Source organism: Streptomyces sp. SM11, assembly GCF_002910905.1.
GTDB lineage: Bacteria > Actinomycetota > Actinomycetes > Streptomycetales > Streptomycetaceae > Streptomyces.
In genome coordinates, this window is the sequence record NZ_NEUE01000148.1 from 1 (window position 1) to 1,466 (window position 1,466).

1 protein-coding gene and 1 pseudogene are annotated in these 1,466 nt (G+C 68.8%); one reads left to right on the forward strand and one right to left on the reverse strand.

Annotated elements, in window-relative coordinates; genetic code table 11:
• Positions 1 to 498, reverse strand: a pseudogene (locus B9S58_RS12620) (ISAzo13 family transposase); the annotation flags it as partial.
• Between the two features lie 139 nt (positions 499 to 637).
• On the opposite strand from B9S58_RS12620, the gene B9S58_RS40180 reads away from it, so the two are divergent.
• The gene (locus B9S58_RS40180) at positions 638 to 919 is read left to right on the forward strand and encodes a transposase (protein ID WP_103532216.1); all 282 of its coding nucleotides are present in this window, start codon (positions 638 to 640) and stop codon (positions 917 to 919) included.
• Positions 920 to 1,466 lie beyond the last annotated feature (547 nt).

Sequence of the window (1,466 nt, forward strand, 5' to 3'; positions counted from 1 at the left end):
CTGCCCGTCCCGGTCCGAGTGCTGGGCGCCTTCGACGGTCTTGGCATTGCCTTGGAGGCTGAACCCGTCCTCGCGCAACACGGCCGCCACCGTGTCCGCCGAGACCCGGTGGCCCTGCCGGGTCAGCTCGGCGGCCAGCTGCCGCGTCGACTTCACCGTCCACCGCAGCGGCGACATCGGATCGCCGCGCACGTCCGGCTCCACCAAGGCCAGCAGCGCGGGCCGCAGTCCCGGATCCAGGTCCACCGCCCGTTTGCGGCCCCCGCCCGCCCGGCGGACCCGCCCCAACAGCACCTCACCGGACTCCAGTTCAGCAACCCCGCGCGACACAGTCCCCTCACGCACCCCCGCCGCACGGGCCACGGCCCGGATGCCGCCATGCCCCAGCGACCGCGCTTCGGCCCCTATGGCCAGCCGACGCTGACGCTCGTCCAAGTGCGGAAACAGCGCCTGAAACTTCACCGCCAGGGCGGTCTCGATCCCCTCCGGTCTCCCCATACCACAACAACGAGGCTCGACCACGGAAGCGACGGCTTGTTTCCCGGCAGGCCCTAACTCCCCGGCCTTGGAAGTTCTCCCCTGAACTTGGACAGCCTCATACTGGGACGATTCGTTCCGGAGGAAGCAGTTCCAGGTAGTGAGTAAGAAGAGCAACAGCAGCAAGCGCTATACGGCCGAGTTCAAGCGGGATGCCATCGGGTTGGCCCGCTCGTCGGACAAGACGGTGACCGAGGTCGCCCGCGACCTCGGGGTCAGTCCCGAAGGCCTGCGGGGTTGGGTGAAGCAGGACTCCGTGAGGTGGTGCCGGGTGTTGAGGAGGCGTTTGCCGCCGCGTACGACCCGCACCCGCCCGGCACGCCAGTCCTTCACGGCGGCGGCATGCCGTGCTTCAAGGGTGGTGAGTCGACGCGACTTCTGAAACCACTCACCCCTGGACCGGTATCCACCGGCCGCACGGTTGGTGCCCTTCTGCCCGAGCGGGAGGGACAGGCGGTGCCGCAGTGTCCGGACCCCGGCCTCCAGCGACCGGATGTGTGCGGCCTGGCAGCGACGGGCGAGCGCCCACTGATCATGACTGGCCTTGGTGATCGCCCCGGCGATCCGCGACGACGACACCTTCGTCAGCCCCCGCTTACGCGCAGCCCAGGAATCAGCACCAGGTTCCAGACCCTGCGCGCAGCGAACCTTCAGGTCACGTGAAGCGAGCACGCCCTGATGTTCACCGACCGCCCGCAGCACCCGCTCATCCTGCGGGGTGAGGTGTTTGAGACGGTCCCGGACCGCCACCCCCGAAGGTCCGGGCACCACGAACGGGCCGCCAACGCGCGCACACCATCCACCACCACACCCCCGCCCCAAAGCCGTGCAACCTGTCACCCGGCACAACGAGCAACCATCATCAAGGTCACCCATTCGACCCCAGAACACCCGTACCCGGTTTCCCGCCCTCACCCGTCACACCACCG